Genomic DNA, 17,707 nt, shown 5'->3' with positions numbered 1-17,707 from the left:
GCACGGCTTTGATACGGTCACGGACGCGCCCATCACGAGTCGTATCGTGCATCAATTCAAGCGCTTCTTTTTGGGCATCTGTCAGGGTAATTTTCATGGCGCGATTTTGATCTGATAGGAATGAAAAATCAAGCATCTTCAATGACGATGGGTATAGCAATAAAAATCACCTATCTTTTTTATCACCTAATTTATAATCACATAAAGACATGGCTGCCTTTTGAAATGGTTCAATGCTCATTTTTTGATTATTATGTTCAGGATCATCTAGAAGTATTGTACTTAGCGGTGTTGCAATCACTTGATTGGCTTGCACAAGTTCTTCTGCTCGTTCATTAAGTGGGTATTGCATAAGCGTACTGGGGTTTATCACGAACAATGCACCTCCTGAACGGCAATCAAGCATAACCTCTTCACGGGTGAAAGCCCATTGCTTACCAAACTGTAATTTACTTACAGTTTGTATTGGAGCCGCTATCCCCTGAAAAGAAAAAAACAAAAAAGATAAAACACAAAATACTCGTTTCATTGTTATTCCCCAGATAAATACACAACCCGAATTCTAACGCCCTTTTCCCTGTTTATATAGCTAAGACTACACTCATTACCATAACCAATACACTTAACTGCACTACACTATACCCGCAAGGAAATGGCAGCGCAGAAACTCTGCGCTTATGCATTTAATACGAAATACAGTTGAAAAGTGGCTAAACCGACCAAAATGGAATATACCGCATGTAAATAAGGATCACACAGGAGGTTCTGTTGCAAAAATAGCAACACATAGCAGGGCAGTTGTTCCCAGAATGATTTCCAGCCAACTGTTGATCATTAGCAATTCATAGCGCCCTTTTTGCTTTAATTTAGGCACTAGGATATAACGATTGATTAAGGCTAAGATGACCATAATTGTGACCAATATTATTTTTAGCCATAACATTGATTGGTATTCGGAGGTCGGGACATCAAAAACCGGCCAGCCCGGAATTAAAATGATGCTACTGACAATGCCTGTGGCAATCACCAAAAAAACGGCCAGATGCCCATAATTAGAAAATCGTCTCATCGCAGCAACACTTTCATCATAAAAACGATTCTTTGTGTCATCCCCCCCCACCTTGCCAGGAGTTGAATTCAAGCCAGCACTACTTTTCAAACGTAAAAATTGCAAACACAGCAAAAACGGCCATAACCCACCAAACCAATAACCTGCACTGAGTAAATGGACAACCTGATTCAGTTGAAGCAGTTGACCAAGTTCTCCTTCATACATAGCAGCATGCCCAATGAAGGCATGGCTTGAAAGCAAAACAACAGAGCAGCCTAATAATAAAAAGTGGTTTACTTGAGAACTACCGGCATCAGTACGTAAAAAGAGTATTCCTACCACAGCAAGTGTTGCAGCCAACAATTGCCACTGCCATACCTTGCCAAAAGCGGTTCCTAATACGGCCTGCCATATTTCAGGCTGGTAAGCATCGTGCCAGCCGTCTCCCATCAGCCCAGCCTGTACGATAAACCAGACAATTGAAGTAATAAAAGCCAGTACCGTACTAATCCCTAAAGCAGACTTCAGCCGTTTTCTAATCAATACTGAAAAGTGGCCTGATGCAAGTAAGGTAATGAACAGGCTAAGCCCGAACATTAGCATTACAACCACAAAATGGAAGAAACGGCAGAGTACGTATAATGCCTCGAGTGAAATCATTATCTTACAGTAAAGTTATAGACACCTTTTGTTTTATGACCATCGACTGACAATACACTCCAGTCAACGCGATATTCTCCGGCGGACAGTTTGGCCTCAACCGGCAGAATCAACTTGGTTTTAGTCTCCGGATCAAGCTCCAGTTTTCCTGTTTTAATCTCTTCTTTTTCCGGACCAATTAATTTTACTTTGCTAAACCCGAGTTCAATGCGCTCTGAAAAACTCAGAGTTATAGCTTGTGGTGCAGCTTCAACAGTTGTATTTTCAGCCGGAGTTTGATCTTTTAAATTGGCATGCGCTAAAGCCTGTTGGCAGGATATTCCAACAAACAAAACAACCAAGGCAGATAACTTAGTCCAAAATGAACGAATGCTAAAAATAGTCATAAATATATAACCCTTTAATATAAAGACGAATTTTATAATTGAGAGGATTCTATATCAAAAGACAAGTTTAATCTGTGGTAAAAGACCGGACCTGTGAAGCACCACGCAAAAACAATAGTGGAAAATAAAACGAAAAAACCGTGAATCCTGCTTGACATAGTCAAAAAACAGAAGTCACGGTCCAAAAATCCATCAGACAGATAGAGGCTAGTTTATTATAAACCCGTCTCAGGCATGGGCTGCATGTGCAGGAACAGATAACCCTTTCAAGTCTTTATCCAGTAAGAATAAAGATTTACCACTTTCACCCACCATACCCAGTTTATCCAGAATAGATTTGAATAATTTCTCTTCTTCATGCTGCTCAGAAACATACCACTGTAAGAAGTTAAAAGTAGAATAATCCTGAGTTGTCATCGCCAGGTGAGCCAGTTTATTAATCTCTTCAGTGATCAGTTTTTCATGCTCATAGGTCTGATTGAATACATCAGAAATGGAACTGAATTCAACAGGTGGAGCCTGAATCGCGCCCAGTACAGGCATTGCTCCAGTATCGCCCAGATAATCAAATAAGCGTTGCATATGCTGCATTTCTTCCTGTGAATGGGCTCTCAGAAATGCTGCCGCTCCTTCGTACCCTTTATCACTACACCATGCACTCATTTGCAGATATAAATTAGCAGAATAAAATTCCAGATTTAATTGCTCATTTAATTTCGTGATCATTTCTTGTTTTAACATTAGCCAAATCTCCTGATGATTAATTAACTGGAGCATATTATGCCTATTAAAAACCAATAAAACAAAAATAAATTAATAATAAATAACTCATTGATAATTAATAATTTAACCTTACCCTCTAACAAGAATAAATCTCATTAAATATAATGAAATAATAATCAATTTTATTTGATTTAATATTTATTAAAATAAAACCAATTTAATAGAAATGATAATTGATATTATTAATATTCACTCGACTATTTTTTATTCAAATAACAGCTTGCTAAATGAACGAGACTCCATTAATTTTATCTCCTGAGGATATATCTTATAGATTTCAAGAATCAACTTGAGAGACGAAAGGTATACATAGTATTTTTTGGAGACAATATGATAGAGCATAATTTAGCCAGGCTATCAAAAGATGAGATGGACAAAGTCAACACTGATTTAGCTGCATCAGGGGTTGCATTTAAAGAGCGTTATAATATGCCTGTCATTCCGGATAATGTTGAGCAAACCCAGCCACAACATCTGAGGGAATATTTTCAGCAGCGGTTGAGGCATTACCGTCAGCAATCAAGGTCTTTATCACGTTTACCTTACGAGCCCAAAAGCCGTTAAAAAATAGCAATTAAAAAATTGTAAAAAGTAACCACTGCGTGAGCAAGTGGTTACCTTATCTACTTTCCGACAAACTTATCTGTTGCCTTGATTAACTGATGCAAAATACCCGGTTCATCAAAAGAGTGACCTGCTCCTTCAATAATATGGAGCTCGGCTTCTGGCCATGCTTTTGCCAGATCCCAAGCATTCTGTACCTGACATGCCATATCATAGCGCCCATGAATAATGACTGCTGGAATGTGCCTGATAGCATCAATATGATCTAATAGCTGTTGCGTCTCATCCATAAAACCGTTATGGATAAAATAATGATTTTCAATACGTGCAATTGCCAGTGCGAACTGTTCTTCTGCAAATGAATCTGCATGTTCAGAAGGTAACAGTGTGATAGTTTCACCTTCCCAGGTACTCCATAGTTGAGCGGCTTCCAACTGTACGACGGGATCACTACTTGTCAGACGTTTTTGATAAGCACTAATCACATCTGCACACTCTTCTTCAGAAAGAATGGATAATATACGTTCCCATTTTTCCGGAAAAAATCGGGAAGCACCTTCCTGATAATACCATTGCAATTCTTGAGGCCGGAGTAGGAATATTCCCCTTAATACCAGCTCTGATACAGCATGAGGATGTTTCTGGGCATAAGCCAGAGATAATGTTGAACCCCATGAACCACCAAAAACCAGCCAATTATCAACGCCCATTAGTGTACGTAAGCGTTCAATATCATCTACCAGATGCCAGGTTGTATTATTCTCAAGGCTTGCATGAGGCTTAGAGCGCCCACAACCACGTTGGTCAAATAACATGACATGGTAATGTTCAGGGTTGAATAGCTGCCGATGGTAGTGGGCTATTTCTCCGCCTGGTCCTCCGTGAATAAATACCGCAGGTTTACCTTTAGGATTACCACACAGTTCCCAGTAAATCTGGTGCCCGTCGCCGGTATCCAGATAGCCAGTCTTATATGCATCATAAGCCGGATAAAGTTTCCGTAATTCCGTCATAGAGACCTCTTAATCAGATACACCCACTGGGTTCCAAATTGTGTCCGCCAGTAAGAGAGTGACAAAGTTGCCGGAGCAACCAAAAGTGGCTCCATTGGGAAGCAGGAGCCTTTAATCGATCCCCCGGAAGCATAACTCATTAGTAGTAGGAATAAGAGAGTACAACCAACAAATAGGCAAACTGAAAGAAGAAAGACATAAAAAGGGATACGTTTCCAGTATCCCGAACACATATGAAGCTATCATGACTCTTTAATTACCGGGTTTCACTATAGCTGATAGTCTCTTTCTGGCAATCAATTGTGACATTATAGCTTTTGTCATTTTTAGTGCCCCTGACAACTAACGGAACCTGCAATGCGTCTTTATCACCGGTAATATCGTTGACATTTACCCATGCTACGGGTTTTGCAGTACCTAATTGTTTCCTGTCCTTATCCCAGTGATTAAGACGATTTTGCAGGAAATCTTGTTTAACTTGTGCGGCTATTTGATCTTTAGTCAGATTTTTGCAGGAAACAAATTTAGCGACATGGTCATTTTCAACAGCTGATACAGCAGTTGTAAACGTAAAAGAAAGTGCAACGGCCACATTCAATAACCCTGCACGATGGATGAATTGTTTTATCTTCATGTTACCTCCTATTACCATCCAAATAGTATGGATTAATGTTAGGTTAAACTAACATGTAATAGAAAGTAATTATGTGAGTTTTGTTAAAAATGCGTTGTGACTATTTTACGTCATCCTCAAACAAAACATGAATCTGCTCTTTATCCTGATGTTTTTCTCTCAGTTCCTGAGCCACAATCGCGATTGCTTCTCCGCTGCTCATTCCTTCAGAAATAAGTTGATGGATCCTTTCTACAGCAATTTGTTGTTCTTCATGGGACAGTGCCGGCATACCCGAAAACATAGCGTTTACCTCTAATATATAGTAATAACTGATGATAATTGTGATTATATACACAATCAATTTTAAGTTGCAGTATGACAGCAAGTGAACCAGTGCACCATTCTATGATAATCTCCCCCCAATTAATCAGTTAATTTTGAATTGCCCTGCCAATACGGGTTCCACCATGAAAATTGCATTACAAAAACGTCAGTTACCTTATTTTCCTGATCTTGCAGCCAGCTATTTTGCTCCTCTTTCCGCCTCTCCTTGGGCAATGTTGCTACATTCAGGAACCGCTCAACATTCACATAATCGATTTGATATTATTGTTGCTGAACCAATCATCACTCTTGTGACACAAGAAAACTCTACCGAAATCAAAAGTCATGATGCAGTCTCTCATTCTCAAGAAGATCCCTTTCTTTTACTAAAAAAACATCTCAATGACTGCAATATTACCCCTCAGTTTGATCCTGACCTGCCCTTTCAGGGAGGAGCATTGGGAATATGGGGATATGATCTCGGGCGATGGACTGAAAAGCTACCAGCGACAACCATTAATGAATTGAATTTCCCGGATATGGCCATTGGGATCTACGATTGGTGCCTTATCATTGACCACCACCAGCAAAAAGCAACTTTATTAAGCTATCACGATATTGATACTCGCCTGGCATGGCTGGAAGCGCACACCCAGCACCGCGAAACAAATTTTGCCCTCACCAGCGCATGGCAATCCAATATGAGTGAACAGCAATATCATGAAAAAATTGCGCATATTCATCGTTATTTACGTAATGGCGACTGCTATCAGGTTAATCTGGCACAGCGTTTTCACGCAAATTATCAGGGTGATGAATGGCAGGCTTTCAGGAAACTCAACGAATCTAATCGCGCTCCTTTTTCAGCTTTCATTCGCTTGCCTGAAAATTGCGTCATCAGTGTTTCACCCGAACGTTTTTTATTACTGGAAGATAATAAAATCCAGACCAGACCGATCAAAGGCACATTGCCACGTGAACAAGACCCGGAAAAAGATCGATTACAAGCTGAAAAATTAGCCAAATCCCGAAAAGACCGCGCGGAAAATCTGATGATCGTTGATCTTCTCAGAAATGATATCGGGCGTGTAGCGGAGGCGGGGTCAGTTAAAGTCCCCGAATTATTCGTTGTTGAGCCTTTTCCGGCTGTCCATCACCTTGTCAGTACCATTACTGCAACATTACCAGACGAATATCACGCAACAGATTTACTGCGAGCCTGTTTCCCCGGAGGTTCCATCACGGGAGCTCCAAAAATCCGGGCCATGGAAATTATTGAAGAATTAGAACCGCATCGCAGACATGGATATTGTGGAGCTATTGGCTATATTAGTTTCTGCGGTACAATGGACAGTAATATTACTATACGCACCCTATTGACAGAAAAAGGAAAAATGTACTGCTGGGCTGGTGGGGGAATCGTAGCTGACAGCACTGCGGAAAAAGAGTATCAGGAAACATTCGATAAACTTGGACATATCTTACCGAAATTAAGGGAACTCCATACATCATGACATCTCTTTCTGATTTTATTCATCGGTTTCAACTGCAAACTCCCGTACAACCAGACTATCCGGTCAGCAATCAGCGGAATGCCGCTGTATTACTACCAATTATTTGTAAGCCCGAGCCTACACTGTTACTTACCCAACGGGCCCGGCATCTACGTTCACATGCAGGGCAAATTGCTTTCCCCGGTGGCGCGGCTGACCCTGAAGATCATTCACTGGCTGCTACCGCGCTACGTGAAGCCGAAGAAGAAGTCAATATTCCATACCATCAGGTACAGGTTCTGGGGCAATTAGCCCCTATGGAAAGCAGCAGCGGGTATCATGTCACTCCTGTCGTCGGGTTAGTGTCGCCTCCCTTCTCTTTTCAGGCCAATCCAACAGAAGTGGATAATTTTTTTGAAATCCCGCTTTTTGATGCACTCTCCCTTCCCAACTACCAGTATTTGGATGTTAAGAAGCATAACCGCCAACATCGGATCTACTTTTACTGGTATCGCGGACAAATGATTTGGGGATTAACTGCCTCAATTATTTATCGGCTGGCTCAACAAGTTCAAAATTAGAGCTAAAAATAACCACTAACAAACATTATTTGCACATTTATTGTCCGAAATCATACCAATAACTATTATAATTAAAAAAAAACTGTAAACTCCTTTATCAACACCACTAAATAACAGTAAAGTAACGCGCTTTATTATAAATATACTATATCTCTTTCTTCTTTAAGGAGTCTGGCGTGATTAGCGTTTTCGACATGTTTAAGGTGGGTATCGGCCCATCCAGCTCTCATACTGTTGGTCCTATGAAAGCAGGAAAACAATTTGTCGATGATCTTGTAAACCAGGGGCTTATGTCCTCTATCACGCGTGTAGCTGTTGATGTATACGGCTCACTTTCATTAACCGGGAAAGGTCATCATACGGATATCGCCATTATCATGGGGTTGGCCGGTAATATGCCTGCAACTGTTGATATTGATTCAATCCCTGGTTTTATTCGTGATGTTGAGCAAACTCAACGTTTGCCGCTGGCAAATGGTTTACATATAGTCGATTTCCCTCGTGACGGAGGCATGAATTTCCGGAGCGATAACCTTTCATTACATGAAAATGGCATGCAAATCCATGCATTTGCAGGTGACGAAAATGTTTACAGCAAAACCTACTACTCTATCGGTGGTGGTTTTATTGTTGATGAAGAGCATTTCGGTAAGCCATCTCAGAACACAAAGCCTGTTTCTTATCCATTCAGCTCTGCTGCTGAATTACTGATGAATTGCAGCAAAACAGGCCTGTCGCTTTCCGGCCTGATGATGAAAAACGAGCTGGATTTACATAGCAAAGAAGAAATTGCTGAATACTTTGCAGATGTATGGGATACCATGCAGGCCTGTATTGAACGAGGCCTGAATACAGAAGGCGTTTTGCCCGGCCCTCTGCGTGTACCACGCCGTGCGGCGGCTTTGCATCGTATGCTGACATCATCAAACAAACTTTCAAATGACCCGATGAATGTTGTTGATTTAATCAACATGTTTGCTTTGGCAGTCAATGAAGAAAATGCCGCTGGTGGCCGCGTTGTTACAGCACCAACCAATGGCGCATGTGGGATCGTTCCAGCAGTACTGGCTTACTACAACCACTGCATCGAACCGGTTACTCCTGAGCTGTATACGCGCTACTTCTTAGCCTCAGGTGCGATCGGTATTCTGTATAAGATGAATGCATCTATTTCCGGTGCAGAAGTTGGCTGTCAGGGAGAAGTTGGGGTTGCCTGTTCAATGGCGGCGGCAGGTCTGGCAGAATTGCTCGGCGCAAGCCCTGAGCAGGTGTGCATTGCCGCTGAAATCGGCATGGAACACAACCTTGGTTTGACTTGTGACCCAGTTGCCGGACAAGTACAGGTTCCATGTATCGAACGTAATGCAATCGCTTCAGTTAAAGCGATCAATGCCGCTCGTATGGCATTGCGCCGCACCAGTGAACCACGCGTTTCACTGGATAAGGTTATTGAAACTATGTACGAAACTGGTAAAGACATGAATGCCAAATACCGTGAAACATCACGTGGTGGTCTGGCCATAAAAGTACAGTGTGACTAATCAAATCTGTAAGTTATCAATATGGCATAAGTTAAATAGCGACATTCTTTAAGTTCAGATTTGGCTTATCCGGAAAAATCCCTGCTAATACAGTAGGGATTTTTTTTGGCTGAAACGGATCAAAGAAGTACATTTTTTCCTCTTTCCTATTTAATACATCACTTTCTTTTTATCTAAAAATTAACAAAATGTTACCGGAAACAGATGTTAAGACTGAAAATTAAAAAAATAAAAGAATTAATTAATTTTTATTTGCCATAATTAAAATTAAAATATTATTTTCACCTATCAAAATAGTTCGACTTAAATTTTCTGACTGATAGCAATTTTCTTGAATGATTCCAATGATAATCTAATGACATATTTTCTTATGTAACAAAATAGAGTCCATAAGAAATGAAATACTTGGGATGGAACCTCGATAAAACATAATGTTTGTAACTATTATGTTTATTAACTGATAGTAAAACAGGTTGGAAGTATTGAGCATGAGCTTGCAATAAATCCGAGTTCGATTGTTACAGAAAGGGGAAAACAAGTGAGTATAGCCATTATGATTGGCACACACGGGGCTGCGGCAGAGCAACTGCTACGTACCACGGAAATGTTGATTGGGGAACAAGAAAACGTTTCCTATATTGACTTCGTGCCCGGTGAAAATGCCGATACATTATTCGAGAAATACAATAAGAGACTGGAGTCACTTGATACAACGCAAGGGCTCTTGTTTTTTGTTGATACCTGGGGTGGCAGCCCGTTTAATGCGGCAAACCGGATTGCTGTAGACAAAAAAAACTACGAAATCATTACGGGTGTAAACGTACCAATGTTGGTTGAAGCCTTCATGTGCCGTGATGATGACCCATCCATGGAAGAATTGGTTGCTGTTGCATTAGAAACAGGAAGAGAAGGCATTCGTGCTCTTAAAACAGAGCCTGAAGAAGAAGCCAGTAAACCTGAACCTGCCAAGCCAACCGCTCCAGTTGCATCTCAGGTTAGCACTCCAGTTGCAGGCGGTCATATGAAAATCGCACTTGCACGTATTGATGACCGTCTTATTCACGGTCAGGTTGCAACCCGCTGGACAAAAGAAACTAACGTAAAGCGTATCATTGTAGTTAGTGACGAAGTTGCTCAGGATACCGTACGTTCCACTTTATTAAAACAGGTCGCACCTCCCGGCGTCAGTGCGCATGTGGTCGACGTTGAGAAGTGCGTCCGTGTTTATAACAATCCCAAATACGCCGGTGAACGCGTTATGCTGTTATTCACCAACCCTACCGATGTACTGCGTATTGTAGAGGGTGGGGTTTCACTGGAATCTGTCAATATTGGTGGTATGGCTTTCCGTCAGGGTAAAACCCAAATCAATAACGCCATCTCTGTTGATCCAACTGATATCACTGCTTTTGAAAAACTGAATTCACGCGGTATAGAGCTTGAAGCACGTAAAGTTGCCAGCGATGCGCGTTTAAATATGATGGATTTACTCAAAAAAGCTTAAAAAATAAAGATATTTTTTTACTAACCATTACTCAACAACAAAATTCTTACCAAATTATATTTGGTTACAGGAGAAAACAATGGAAATTACCGTTGTTCAACTTTTCTTGATATTCATCGTTGCCTGTATTGCAGGTATGGGTTCTATTCTTGATGAATTTCAATTTCATCGCCCATTAATTGCCTGTACATTAATCGGCCTGATCCTTGGTGATGTCACAAAAGGCATCATCATCGGCGGGACGCTGGAAATGATCGCTCTCGGCTGGATGAACATCGGTGCAGCGATTGCCCCAGATGCAGCTTTAGCATCCATCATTTCGACTATTCTGGTTATCGCTGGCGGACAACAGGTTGGTGCAGGTATTGCGCTGGCAATTCCACTGGCGGCAGCGGGTCAGGTTCTCACTATTATCGTCCGTACCCTCACTGTCGGCTTCCAACACGCGGCAGATAAAGCCGCTGAAAACGGCAATCTCCGGGCCATTACAGCTCTTCATATCTCTGCTCTGGTGTTGCAGGCAATGCGTATTGCCTTACCTGCGCTGGTTGTCGCCCTGTCTGTCGGCACATCTGAAGTTCAGAATATGCTGGATTCAATTCCGGAAGTCGTTACTACGGGCCTGAATATCGCAGGTGGTATGATTGTTGTTGTTGGTTATGCGATGGTGATTAACATGATGCGTGCTGGTTACCTGATGCCATTCTTCTATCTTGGTTTTGTGGTCGCGGTATATGTACATAATCTCGTCATACTTGGTGTCATTGGTGCAGTTATGGCAATACTGTATATTCAGCTCAGCCCTAAATACAATCAATCACAGGCAGCCGCTCCTGCTGGTAATACCCCAAATAACCTTGATAACGAATTAGATTAAGAGGATGAACAACATGTCAGATACAATAAACATGGGTCAGAAAAAACTGACACAAAGCGATATCCGTGCTGTCTTCCTGCGTTCTAACTTATTTCAGGGTTCATGGAACTTTGAGCGTATGCAGGCGCTGGGTTTCTGTTTCTCAATGGTACCAGCCATCCGCCGCCTTTATCCTGAAAATACTGAGGAACGTAAACTGGCCATCAAGCGCCACTTAGAGTTCTTCAATACACATCCTTATGTCGCAGCACCTATTCTGGGTGTCACTCTGGCAATGGAAGAACAGAAAGCCAACGGTGCTGACATTGATGCCGCTGCAATCAACGGGATTAAAGTCGGCTTGATGGGACCACTGGCCGGTGTGGGTGACCCGATTTTCTGGGGAACTGTGCGCCCTGTTTTTGCCGCGCTTGGTGCCGGGCTTGCCTTAGGTGGTAGTTGGATCGGGCCATTTATATTTTTCTTCCTGTTCAATCTGGTGCGTTTACTAACCCGTTATTACGGCGTTGCATACGGTTATAAGAAAGGAATAGATATCGTCAAAGATATGGGAGGCGGTTTCCTGCAAAAAATGACAGAAGGCGCGTCAATTCTGGGTCTATTTGTCATGGGGGCGCTGGTTAATAGTTGGACAAAAATCGACATTACACTGGTTGTCTCTAAGGTTCCTGACCCTACAACCGGTGAGATAAAAATCAACACTGTTCAAACCATTCTTGATCAGTTGCTGCCTGGGCTTGCACCTCTATTGCTAACTTTTGGATGTATGTGGCTATTACGGAAAAAAGTAAACCCTTTATGGATTATTATCGGCTTCTTTGTGATTGGTATTATTGGTTATTATTTCGGTCTTCTCGGTGTAGCCAAATAGCTTTATTGAAGAATTGATTAACTGAAAATAGGGAGAGGAAGCATTTCCTCTCCCCCACTTACAAAACAGATCAGGAAACTCAGGAGTAAACATGAGCCTGAATGACATCATATTGATAGCTTCAATTTTATTAGCGTTCGCTTTTGCTATTTATGATGAGTTTTTTATCCACTACTTCAAAGACAAGACGCTGTTAACTATAAAATTAAAAAGAAAACATCGTATAGATGCTTTAATATTTATTATCTTAGTTAGTATTGTGATTTATAATAATATAGCTAGTCAAGGCAGCCCATTAACAACTTATTTATTATCGTTTATTATTTTAATCTCAATATACTTTGGCTATATACGCTCACCTAAAATTATCTTTAAAAAAGAAGGATTTTATTATTTCAATCGCTTTTTTTATTATGAAAAGATTAAAGCTATAAATTTATCCGAAGATGGTATTTTAATGATAGACTTTGAGGTAAAGAAAATATACATAGCCGTAACAAAATTAGACGATTTAGAAAAAATCTATAAATTTCTACTGAGCAATAAATAATATTCTCCTTTCTATTAAATAAGGCTGTAATATCACATCAGCCTTATTCTTCATCAGAAGAAAGATAATGATAATTATTATCATTAAGTAATTTAACATTGCACAAAATATTTTGCCTTTCACTCTGAGTATGTTATTGTCCAGGCCAGTCATTGGGGAGTAGCCTGTTCCAGAATATTACTGGGAAATTCGTATCAACATGCTCGTTTTAATAAAACGTGGTACGAATGCCGAATCGGTTGGCAAGACCATAGACATATAAAATCACCATTGGTTGGGGGTGTTTTATATGTATATGGAACTACCCAACCGAGGCTATTTTAATGAATTTCTATGCAACACTCATTCTTGCACTAGCGCTCTCTATGGATGCTTTTGCTGCTGCCGTAAGTAAAGGAGCAGCCCTTCATCGTCCTCATTTACGTGAAGCAATTCGAACAGGGCTTATCTTTGGCCTTATTGAAGCCTGTACGCCTTTAATCGGTTGGTCTCTGGGAATTTATGCCAGTCAGTACATTATGGAGTGGGACCATTGGGTGGCATTCACACTATTATTTGTCCTTGGCTGCCGGATGATTAGAGAAAGTTTCAAACATGATCCTGACGTCACCACCAAGCCAACAGCACCACGCCGTCATAGTTCAGTAACCTTAATATTTACCGCTATTGCAACCAGTCTGGACGCGATGGCAATTGGTATTGGCCTCGCTTTTTTACAAGTTGATATATTGCCCACAGCGATGACTATAGGAATAATGACGATGATCATGGCAACTTTGGGTATGTTAATTGGGCGTTATATTGGGCCATTATTAGGTAAACGGGCAGAGCTTATTGGTGGATTAGTATTAATTGCTATTGGCTTCAATATATTATTCGAACATCTTAAATTATTTATGTATGCCTGATATTTATTCATAAATGAATTCCCCTCTCTTATTGCGGGGAATTCATTCAAAGAATTTAAATATGACGGTAAACTTTTAACGTGAAATCAGCTTCACAATTAAACAATTTATTAGCCATTAAATGGCTTTTAACGTCTTCAGACGCTCTCCAGGCAAAAGGTGTCATCTGTAATAAATTATAAGCCTGTTCACCATCCAGCTGCATTTCATAAGCCAGAGTTTTCTCCGCCACTAATTCATACCCCTCCAGTTGCTCGGTATTCTCAGGGTGTAAATGGACTTCCTGATAAATCAACTCTTTCAGCTGATACAAGTGACGTGGGCCGGGCGTTACAGTGAGGACAATCCCCCCTGATTTTACAACTCGAAATAGCTCAGCAGCTTTGCAGGGAGCATAAATCCGCAAAATACCATCAAGAGAACCATCTGCAAACGGCAACCGATGACTGGATGCCACACAAAAATCAACATCCGGATAACGTTTGGCTCCATAGCGAACTGCAATTTTCGCCACATCCAAGCCATGAACGGTTATGGGCCATTTCAGACTCAAAGCCTGTTGTACCGCAGCAGTGTAATACCCTTCTCCACAGCCAATATCCAACAACACTCCAGCCTGTTCAGGTAAAAAGCGATCAAATAGCTCAATAACTTTTTGCTGTAATGCCTGATAGTGACCTGCCTGTAAAAATGCCCTTCTCGCCTGCATCATCTCAGCACTATCACCCGGCTCTTTTGAACGCTTATGCTGAACCGGTAACAAATTCACATAACCTTCTTTTGCACAATCAAACTGATGATTGTTTTCACAACGCCATTGGTGATGAGAAAACAGTAATGGTGAATGACATAAAGGACATTGATAAGACATAACATTCCGATGGGATAAAGAATAAATCAGGCATTCACTATACCATGTTTCGGTTTGGTATGTTTTTATAAAACCGCTTTATATAGTGGAGATAAAATCATATTGACTATTTTACGACTAAAATTCATTATGAATTTCACAATAAATTAACATTGGGTTGGTAATCAAAAAAATGCCGTTTGAAGATTTAGAAACTAAGCGCCTTTTATTAAAAAAATTGGCTCATACCGATGCGATTCACATACAACAAAAATTTCCTCACTGGGATATTGTAAAATACTTAGACAAGAATGCAGTCCCCTGGCCATATCCCGATAATGGTGGCGATATTTTTGTCAATAACGTTGCCATACCTGCAATCCAAGAACAAAAAGCCTATATCTGGTCACTCAGAATGAAAGCTAGGCCCGATGAGCTCATTGGTGTCATTGGGTTATATAACACACAAGATAATAATCGCGGTTTCTGGCTCTCTCTCGAATATCAAGGGTATGGATTTATGCGCGAAGCCTGTGAAAAGGTTACGAGTTATTGGTTTACAGAATTAGGCCGGACAATACTCAGAGTGGCCAAAGCTAAAGTCAATGATAAATCAAGAAATATTTCATTATCTGAAGGTATGAAGGTGATAAGAACTGGTAAAAAAGAATATGTTTCAGGGGAATATATTTAATTTAAATAAAATAATAAAAAACAATTAATTAAATAAAATTTAATCACAAAATATCTATTCATGTACACATTCATGTACAAACAAAAAACGCACATAACGTTGTACATAAAAAAATCGGCTACTCCTCAATATCAAAAAATCCCCATAGTTAATTTCACCGCGCTGATCAGTATTTAATCGCTCCATTTGAAACGGAAGGATTAAGCCAAAGTGAGGACCACGGAATAATCAATAAGTTGCCGCAGGTGTCCGAAAATTTTCGTATACCCCTCCTGAATGACAGGAGGAGCCTCCCAAATCGGTGACTCCTAAATTTCATGCGGAAAAGTTAAAAGTGAGATTTCTCACCTTTATGTAACTTGTTGATTTTGCTTAATTCCTGCACAGAAACGGAATTCAATTAAATCAATGGGTTAAAAGGGGAGAATTATCCCATTTAGATGAGTGATTGATTTTGCTTATTTCCTGCATGGTGCAGGAATTAGTGTATATCCGCTTTCAGCCTACCAAGTCTTATCAGACCTCTGACAAATTCTATTAATTCCCCGCCTGTCATTTTATGTCATCCTGCCAACAAAACATGCTCCCTATCAAATATTAGTCAAGCCGTACTTTTCTGTATTGATGAACCAATTTATTGATGTTCACCGGCGGAGAAGTCTCCCACCGCCTTCATGTTATTTAGCAATCTGTATTGTTGATTAGATGAGGGAATGAATATGCAAGATAAAAAACCTGATGCAAAAACCTTAGAAGATAATGTTTCAGTCCCAACAATGGAGGACGTCAGAAGAGCAATCAGGGAAGCAATTGAGGAGCATATTGCAAGCCGCGATCATCCATATGCAACTCTGGAAGATAAAGGTTTTGTTACTCTCAGTAACGAAGTTGAGAGTGAGAGTGAAATAACTGTTGCCACCTCCAAAGCAGTGAAAATAGCGTATGATTTAGCAAACAAAGCCAATACTAGTGATAAGGATTACGTACCTACTAGCCGAAAAATAAATGGGAAAGAGCTTTCTTCTGATATTTCATTGAATGCATCTGATGTTGGGGCATACAGCACTGGCGAGACAGACAAGCATATCAATGATGCCAAGGCACTGGCGAACGCCGCCCAGATTGCCGCCAACAATGCCAATAATAACGCCAATGGTCGAGTGCCCTCAAGTCGTACAGTGAACGGTAAACCGTTGTCGGGGGATATCACGTTAAACGCCGCTGATGTCGGTGCATACAGTAGAGACGAGGCAGACAAGCATATCAATGATGCCAAGGCACTGGCGAACGCCGCCCAGATTGCCGCCAACAATGCCAATAATAATGCTAATGCTCGTTTGTCTAAAGATCAAAACGGAGCTGATATACCCAATAAGGTCGAGTTTGTAAAAAATTTAGGATTAGCGGTGCAAGATTCAGGAGAATCATCTCTACCTGTTGGTGTCCCTATTCCTTGGCCGACAACAACTCCACCAACAGGCTGGTTAATATGTAACGGTAACTATTTTGATAAATCAAGGTATCCAAAACTCGCTCTTGCTTACCCATCTGGAAGATTGCCTGACTTACGGGGGGAATTTATCCGTGGTTTAGATTCAGGACGAAATGTTGATCCAGGGCGATGGATTTTATCGTGGCAAAATTTCTCCATCCAAAGACATAGCCATAATATTGAAATAAATGATTCTGGTTCAGCATCATTTTATGTTGGAAGGGGTAATTGGAAAAGACAAGGAAGTGTAAATACAGGTGAGTTTGGCGGTAGTGAAACCCGTCCTCGTAACATAGCTTTCCTCTACATCGTCAGAGCCGCTTAATTCTGAGTACAACTTAACCCGCAACTTTCTGCGGGTTAATCATGCCTTTACTCCACCGGTTCAGCCTGCTCACTATCAGTCGTAATCTCTGCCGCCTTCTGTTTCACATTCCACACCGAATCCGCCGGCATCTGGACACGGACATCCAAGCGGCAACCTTCGGGAATATCGCACGGTTCACCGTCCTGATAGTACACCTTTTCCCCGTTCACAATGGCTTTGATCCGCTGATTCTGAAAGCGTGCCGGTAAATGAGAATGCTGACGGTGGAAGATTTCAATCGTGATGCTGCCGTCCTTGTTCACCTTGTCATCGATGTAGATAAGTTCCAGCCCGTTGTTGTTCTTCGGCGAGGAGATGCCCCCATGCACACCCCAGGCACCGTCCGCGTTATAGCCTAGCACACCTGTCACCTGATAATGACCGAGGCCGAGTTTAGAGACGGTTGCGCCTTCGGATTCGTCGTTGGTGGTGAATTTGCCAGACGGGAAGATTTCGATGATGGGGGAACTGGGTCTGATATAACCGCTACCATCTTGATGGCAATTTTGCCCCAGAGAGAGCACAATACCATTACCGGCTCGAATTGTTCCTCTGGCGGCGATATCTCCTGTGCGGGTATTG

The 17,707-nt window shown here is 41.2% G+C and carries 20 protein-coding genes and 1 riboswitch; of the genes, 11 read left to right on the top strand and 9 right to left on the bottom strand.

Annotated elements, in window-relative coordinates; all coding sequences use genetic code 11:
• Nucleotides 1–166: 166 nt before the first annotated feature.
• From Xsto_RS18595 to ftnA, 4 genes are all read right to left on the bottom strand, one after another.
• Nucleotides 167–529, bottom strand: a complete 363-nt coding sequence (locus Xsto_RS18595; protein ID WP_099108203.1) for a YebY family protein — start codon at nucleotides 527–529, stop codon at nucleotides 167–169.
• 222 nt (nucleotides 530–751) lie between these two features.
• Nucleotides 752–1,711 (bottom strand): copper homeostasis membrane protein CopD, encoded by a 960-nt coding sequence (gene copD / locus Xsto_RS18590; protein ID WP_099126014.1) that lies wholly within the window; start codon nucleotides 1,709–1,711, stop codon nucleotides 752–754.
• Nucleotides 1,711–2,097, bottom strand: coding sequence for a copper homeostasis periplasmic binding protein CopC (gene copC / locus Xsto_RS18585; RefSeq protein ID WP_099108205.1), 387 nt, complete (start codon nucleotides 2,095–2,097; stop codon nucleotides 1,711–1,713). The genes copD and copC overlap by 1 nt, the downstream gene beginning before the upstream one ends.
• Nucleotides 2,098–2,325: 228 nt before the next feature.
• Complete coding sequence (gene ftnA, locus Xsto_RS18580; RefSeq protein WP_099108206.1) at nucleotides 2,326–2,838, bottom strand: non-heme ferritin; 513 nt, start codon at nucleotides 2,836–2,838, stop codon at nucleotides 2,326–2,328.
• Nucleotides 2,839–3,213: 375 nt separating this feature from the next.
• Here ftnA and Xsto_RS18575 point away from each other — a divergent pair, with 375 nt between their 5' ends.
• Nucleotides 3,214–3,444, top strand: coding sequence for a DNA polymerase III subunit theta (locus Xsto_RS18575; protein ID WP_099121612.1), 231 nt, complete (start codon nucleotides 3,214–3,216; stop codon nucleotides 3,442–3,444).
• A gap of 59 nt (nucleotides 3,445–3,503) precedes the next feature.
• Here Xsto_RS18575 and pip read toward each other — a convergent pair whose 3' ends face one another.
• The 3 genes from pip to Xsto_RS18560 form a co-directional block, all read right to left on the bottom strand.
• The gene (pip, locus tag Xsto_RS18570; protein ID WP_099126013.1) at nucleotides 3,504–4,457 is read right to left on the bottom strand and encodes a prolyl aminopeptidase; all 954 of its coding nucleotides are present in this window, start codon (nucleotides 4,455–4,457) and stop codon (nucleotides 3,504–3,506) included.
• Between the two features lie 256 nt (nucleotides 4,458–4,713).
• Nucleotides 4,714–5,091: a protein YebF gene (gene yebF / locus Xsto_RS18565; protein WP_099108208.1), complete on the bottom strand. Its 378-nt coding sequence runs from the start codon at nucleotides 5,089–5,091 to the stop codon at nucleotides 4,714–4,716.
• A 100-nt stretch (nucleotides 5,092–5,191) separates the two neighbouring features.
• Nucleotides 5,192–5,374 carry a YoaH family protein gene (locus Xsto_RS18560; protein ID WP_099108209.1) on the bottom strand — a complete coding sequence of 61 codons (183 nt, stop codon included), beginning with the start codon at nucleotides 5,372–5,374 and terminating at the stop codon, nucleotides 5,192–5,194.
• Nucleotides 5,375–5,540: 166 nt separating this feature from the next.
• Between Xsto_RS18560 and pabB the strand changes: the two genes are divergently transcribed.
• The 8 genes from pabB to mntP all read left to right on the top strand — a co-directional run bounded on the left by pabB (nucleotide 5,541) and on the right by mntP (nucleotide 13,722).
• A complete protein-coding gene (pabB, locus tag Xsto_RS18555; RefSeq protein ID WP_099126012.1) occupies nucleotides 5,541–6,911 on the top strand; it encodes an aminodeoxychorismate synthase component 1 in 1,371 nt (456 codons plus the stop codon).
• On the top strand, nucleotides 6,908–7,471 hold the full coding sequence (locus tag Xsto_RS18550; protein WP_099108211.1) for a CoA pyrophosphatase: 564 nt from the start codon (nucleotides 6,908–6,910) through the stop codon (nucleotides 7,469–7,471). The genes pabB and Xsto_RS18550 overlap by 4 nt, the downstream gene beginning before the upstream one ends.
• A 176-nt stretch (nucleotides 7,472–7,647) precedes the next feature.
• A complete protein-coding gene (locus Xsto_RS18545; protein ID WP_099108212.1) occupies nucleotides 7,648–9,012 on the top strand; it encodes an L-serine ammonia-lyase in 1,365 nt (454 codons plus the stop codon).
• A 538-nt stretch (nucleotides 9,013–9,550) separates the two neighbouring features.
• Nucleotides 9,551–10,516, top strand: a complete 966-nt coding sequence (gene manX, locus Xsto_RS18540) for a PTS mannose transporter subunit IIAB (protein ID WP_099126011.1) — start codon at nucleotides 9,551–9,553, stop codon at nucleotides 10,514–10,516.
• A 79-nt stretch (nucleotides 10,517–10,595) separates the two neighbouring features.
• Nucleotides 10,596–11,393, top strand: a complete 798-nt coding sequence (locus Xsto_RS18535) for a PTS mannose/fructose/sorbose transporter subunit IIC (protein ID WP_099108214.1) — start codon at nucleotides 10,596–10,598, stop codon at nucleotides 11,391–11,393.
• A gap of 13 nt (nucleotides 11,394–11,406) precedes the next feature.
• The gene (gene manZ, locus Xsto_RS18530; protein WP_169926691.1) at nucleotides 11,407–12,264 is read left to right on the top strand and encodes a PTS mannose transporter subunit IID; all 858 of its coding nucleotides are present in this window, start codon (nucleotides 11,407–11,409) and stop codon (nucleotides 12,262–12,264) included.
• 91 nt (nucleotides 12,265–12,355) lie between these two features.
• Entirely contained in the window at nucleotides 12,356–12,814 is a 459-nt protein-coding gene (locus tag Xsto_RS18525) for a DUF986 family protein (protein ID WP_099126009.1), read from the top strand.
• Nucleotides 12,815–12,954: 140 nt separating this feature from the next.
• A riboswitch (yybP-ykoY riboswitch) is annotated at nucleotides 12,955–13,130 on the top strand.
• Nucleotides 13,131–13,137: 7 nt separating this feature from the next.
• Nucleotides 13,138–13,722: a manganese efflux pump MntP gene (mntP, locus tag Xsto_RS18520; RefSeq protein WP_141554538.1), complete on the top strand. Its 585-nt coding sequence runs from the start codon at nucleotides 13,138–13,140 to the stop codon at nucleotides 13,720–13,722.
• Nucleotides 13,723–13,777: 55 nt separating this feature from the next.
• Here the strand turns inward: mntP and rlmA are convergent, their stop codons facing one another.
• Complete coding sequence (gene rlmA / locus Xsto_RS18515; protein ID WP_099126007.1) at nucleotides 13,778–14,593, bottom strand: 23S rRNA (guanine(745)-N(1))-methyltransferase; 816 nt, start codon at nucleotides 14,591–14,593, stop codon at nucleotides 13,778–13,780.
• 172 nt (nucleotides 14,594–14,765) lie between these two features.
• Between rlmA and Xsto_RS18510 the strand changes: the two genes are divergently transcribed.
• Nucleotides 14,766–15,266, top strand: a complete 501-nt coding sequence (locus Xsto_RS18510) for a GNAT family N-acetyltransferase (protein WP_099126006.1) — start codon at nucleotides 14,766–14,768, stop codon at nucleotides 15,264–15,266.
• Between the two features lie 719 nt (nucleotides 15,267–15,985).
• Entirely contained in the window at nucleotides 15,986–17,083 is a 1,098-nt protein-coding gene (locus Xsto_RS18500; protein WP_169926690.1) for a phage tail protein, read from the top strand.
• Between the two features lie 47 nt (nucleotides 17,084–17,130).
• Here Xsto_RS18500 and Xsto_RS18495 read toward each other — a convergent pair.
• Nucleotides 17,131–17,707: phage tail fiber protein (locus tag Xsto_RS18495; protein ID WP_244590445.1), on the bottom strand; the 577-nt coding region annotated here is incomplete at its 5' end.

The organism is Xenorhabdus stockiae (assembly GCF_002632825.1).
GTDB lineage: Bacteria > Pseudomonadota > Gammaproteobacteria > Enterobacterales > Enterobacteriaceae > Xenorhabdus > Xenorhabdus stockiae.
The sequence above is the reverse complement of the archived record's forward strand: the minus strand, read 5'-3'. Positions and strand labels throughout refer to the sequence as shown.

Coding starts and splice junctions, on each gene's coding strand:
- Xsto_RS18595 (WP_099108203.1), bottom strand. CDS start 529: ATGAAACGAGTATTTTGTGTTTTATCTTTTTTGTTTTTTTCTTTTCAG.
- copD (WP_099126014.1), bottom strand. CDS start 1,711: ATGATTTCACTCGAGGCATTATACGTACTCTGCCGTTTCTTCCATTTT.
- copC (WP_099108205.1), bottom strand. CDS start 2,097: ATGACTATTTTTAGCATTCGTTCATTTTGGACTAAGTTATCTGCCTTG.
- ftnA (WP_099108206.1), bottom strand. CDS start 2,838: ATGTTAAAACAAGAAATGATCACGAAATTAAATGAGCAATTAAATCTG.
- pip (WP_099126013.1), bottom strand. CDS start 4,457: ATGACGGAATTACGGAAACTTTATCCGGCTTATGATGCATATAAGACT.
- yebF (WP_099108208.1), bottom strand. CDS start 5,091: ATGAAGATAAAACAATTCATCCATCGTGCAGGGTTATTGAATGTGGCC.
- Xsto_RS18560 (WP_099108209.1), bottom strand. CDS start 5,374: ATGTTTTCGGGTATGCCGGCACTGTCCCATGAAGAACAACAAATTGCT.
- pabB (WP_099126012.1), top strand. CDS start 5,541: ATGAAAATTGCATTACAAAAACGTCAGTTACCTTATTTTCCTGATCTT.
- Xsto_RS18550 (WP_099108211.1), top strand. CDS start 6,908: ATGACATCTCTTTCTGATTTTATTCATCGGTTTCAACTGCAAACTCCC.
- Xsto_RS18535 (WP_099108214.1), top strand. CDS start 10,596: ATGGAAATTACCGTTGTTCAACTTTTCTTGATATTCATCGTTGCCTGT.
- manZ (WP_169926691.1), top strand. CDS start 11,407: ATGTCAGATACAATAAACATGGGTCAGAAAAAACTGACACAAAGCGAT.
- Xsto_RS18525 (WP_099126009.1), top strand. CDS start 12,356: ATGAGCCTGAATGACATCATATTGATAGCTTCAATTTTATTAGCGTTC.
- mntP (WP_141554538.1), top strand. CDS start 13,138: ATGAATTTCTATGCAACACTCATTCTTGCACTAGCGCTCTCTATGGAT.
- rlmA (WP_099126007.1), bottom strand. CDS start 14,593: ATGTCTTATCAATGTCCTTTATGTCATTCACCATTACTGTTTTCTCAT.
- Xsto_RS18510 (WP_099126006.1), top strand. CDS start 14,766: ATGCCGTTTGAAGATTTAGAAACTAAGCGCCTTTTATTAAAAAAATTG.
- Xsto_RS18500 (WP_169926690.1), top strand. CDS start 15,986: ATGCAAGATAAAAAACCTGATGCAAAAACCTTAGAAGATAATGTTTCA.